General features: G+C 71.1%; 3 protein-coding genes. 1 reads left to right on the top strand and 2 read right to left on the bottom strand.

Annotated elements, in window-relative coordinates; genetic code table 11:
* On the bottom strand, nt 1–540 hold a 540-nt coding region (locus IM632_RS10555), incomplete at its 3' end, for an ATP-dependent Clp protease proteolytic subunit (protein WP_296552313.1).
* Nucleotides 541–742: 202 nt separating this feature from the next.
* On the opposite strand from IM632_RS10555, the gene IM632_RS10550 reads away from it, so the two are divergent.
* Nucleotides 743–1,507, top strand: coding sequence for an SDR family oxidoreductase (locus tag IM632_RS10550; RefSeq protein WP_296481366.1), 765 nt, complete (start codon nt 743–745; stop codon nt 1,505–1,507).
* A gap of 4 nt (nt 1,508–1,511) precedes the next feature.
* Here the strand turns inward: IM632_RS10550 and IM632_RS10545 are convergent, their stop codons facing one another.
* The gene (locus tag IM632_RS10545; protein ID WP_296481369.1) at nt 1,512–2,690 is read right to left on the bottom strand and encodes an aminotransferase; all 1,179 of its coding nucleotides are present in this window, start codon (nt 2,688–2,690) and stop codon (nt 1,512–1,514) included.
* Nucleotides 2,691–2,781: the final 91 nt, after the last annotated feature.

Genomic DNA, 2,781 nt, shown 5'->3' with positions numbered 1-2,781 from the left:
CCAGAAGTTGCGCTGGGTGTCCTTGAGGATCTTTTCGTAGGTCTGGCCGCTCTCGCGGGCGATGAGCCGGTTCATGCGCTGGCGCATCTTCACGATTTCCTCGGCCTCGATCCGGATGTCGGAGGCCTGGCCGCGCACGCCGCCGCTCGGCTGGTGCAGGAGGAAGCGGGTGTTGGGCAGGCAGACCCGGTTCTCGCGCTCGGCGCCCAGGAAGATGGTCACGCCCGCGCTGGCCACCCAGCCGGTGCCGATGGCCTTCACCTTCGGGCCGCAGAACCGCATGACGTCATGGATGGTGTCGCCGCTCTCCACGTGGCCGCCTGGCGAGTTGATGATGACGCGGATATCGCCGTCGCCCTCGGCCGCCAGGGCCAGGAGCTGGGCGGTGACCCGCTCGGCCATGCGCATGTTGACCTCGCCGAAGACGAGGACGGTGCGCGACTTGAACAGGGCGCTGGCGACCGGTCCGCCCGCGGCGGCCGCTGCATCGGGCTTCGGCCCGTCGCCCTCTTCCTCGTCGTCAAGCCGCCAGTCGCGCATGGGAAACTCCATAAGTGAAGGGGCGGAACCTGTGGCCCGGCGTCGCCGGGCGCAAGGGGTCCGCCGCCCCGCGGCCGGAAAAAACCGCCGCATTCCTCCGACTAGCCCGCCCGGCCCCGGACGACAAGCCGGGCGGCTTGACCCGGCGGAGGCCTCGGCGGCAAATGACCGCCGAAACACGACCCGATAGCGGAGGAAACCCATGGGCGAACTTTTCGATCTGACCGGCAAGGTGGCGATCATCACCGGCTCGTCCCGCGGCATCGGCAAGGCCATCGCCGAGCGTATGGCCGAGCACGGCGCCAAGGTGGTCATCTCCTCGCGCAAGGCCGGCCCCTGCGATGAGGTCGCCGCCGCCATCAACGCCCGCAGGCCCGGCTCGGCCATCGCCGTGCCCGCCAACATCTCGTCCAAGGACGACCTGGCCCGGCTGGTGGACGAGACCCGCAAGGCCTTCGGCAAGGTGGACATCCTGGTCTGCAACGCCGCCTCCAACCCCTATTACGGGCCGATGAGCGGCATCAGCGACGACGCCTTCCGCAAGATCCTCGAGAACAACATCATCGCCAACAACTGGCTGGTGAACCTGGTCTCGCCGGAAATGGTCGAGCGCAAGGACGGGGCGATCATCATCGTCTCGTCCATAGGCGGCTTCCGCGGCACGGCGGTGATCGGCGCCTACGCCATCTCCAAGGCGGCGGACATGCAGATGGCCCGCAACCTCGCCCAGGAGCTGAGCCCCCACAACATCCGCATCAACTGCATCGCGCCGGGCCTGGTGAAGACCGACTTCGCCCGCGCCCTGTGGGACACCCCCGAGGCCGAGGTCCGGTCGTCCCAGGGTACGCCCCTGCGCCGGCTGGGCGAGCCGGACGACATCGCCGGCGCGGCGGTCTTCCTGGCCTCCAGGGCCGGCGGCTGGATGACCGGCCAGACCGTGGTCGTGGACGGCGGCTCGACGAGCTGAGCCGTCAGGTTCCGGACACAGCCCTGCGGGAGAGGTCGCGGGCCCGGGCCAGCCGGGTCGCGGCTTCGTCCAGCACCTCGTCGGCCTTGGCGAAGCAGAGGCGAAGGGTCCGGGTGACGGCGTCGGTCTCGTAGAAGGCCGAGACCGGGATGGCGGCGACGCCGGCCTCGCTCACCGCCCGCACGGCGAAGGCGCGGTCGGGCTCGTCCACGCCGGAGCCCGGCAGGTCCACAGTCAGGAAGTAGGTGGCCTGGGAGCGGGCGACTTCGAACCCCTCGCGCCGCAGGGCTTCGGTCAGGCGGTCGCGGCTGGCCTGCATGCGGGCGGGCATGGCCTCGAACCAGTCCCCGGGGGACTCCAGGCCGAAGGCCACGGCGGCCTGCAGGTTGGGCGGGGTGGTGAAGGTCAGGAACTGGTGCGCCCGGGCCAGGGCCGGCGACAGGGCCGGGCCGGCGCAGAGGAAGCCGACCTTCCAGCCGGTCAGGCCGAACATCTTGCCCGCCGAGCCGATCTTGACCGCCAGGTCCTCCATGCCGGGCAGGGCGATCAGGGGCGCATGCACGGCGTCATCGAACACCAGGTGCTCCCAGACCTCGTCGCAGATCACCGGGACCGACCGCGCCCGACAGGAGGCGGCCAGGGTCTCAAGATCCTCATGGGGGACCACGACCCCGGTGGGATTGACTGGCGAGTTGAGGATGACCGCCCGGGTCCGGGGGGTGAAGGCGGCCTCCAGCTGGGCGGCGGTCCAGCGCCAGTCGGGGGGCGAAAGGGTCACGAAGCGCGGCACGCCCCCGGCCCGTCGGACCAGGGGGGCGTAGGCGTCGTAGGCGGGCTGGAAGAGGATGACCTCGTCCCCCGGCTCCACCAGGGCTAGGATGGCGGCGGCGAGGGCCTCGGTGGCTCCGGAGGTGACCGTGACCTGGGACTCGGGGTCGAAGGCCAGCCCCTGAGTGCGGGCGTAATGGGCGGCCACGGCCCGGCGCAGCTCCGGCAGGCCCCGGGAGGGCGGATACTGGTTGTAGCCGTCCAGCACCGCCTCGGCCGCCGCCCGGCGCACAGTCTCGGGCCCCGGATCGTCCGGAAAGCCCTGGCCCAGGTTCAGGGCGCCGTGGGCGCGGGCCAGCCCCGACATCTCGTCGAAGATGGTGGGGGGCATGGCCGCGTAGAGCGGGTGCACCATGGACGTCCTCCCGGCGGTCGCCGGGGTCTCAGTCGACCCGGGCGCGCTTCTTGCGGAAGCTCGGATTGAGCACCTGCTTGCGCAGGCGGAT

Origin of the sequence: Phenylobacterium sp. (genome assembly GCF_020402505.1) — a bacterium.
Taxonomy (GTDB): domain Bacteria; phylum Pseudomonadota; class Alphaproteobacteria; order Caulobacterales; family Caulobacteraceae; genus Phenylobacterium.
Note: the sequence above shows the minus strand (reverse complement) of the source record. Positions and strands in the feature narration are given on the sequence as shown.

Coding starts and splice junctions, on each gene's coding strand:
- IM632_RS10545 (WP_296481369.1), bottom strand. CDS start 2,690: ATGGTGCACCCGCTCTACGCGGCCATGCCCCCCACCATCTTCGACGAG.
- IM632_RS10550 (WP_296481366.1), top strand. CDS start 743: ATGGGCGAACTTTTCGATCTGACCGGCAAGGTGGCGATCATCACCGGC.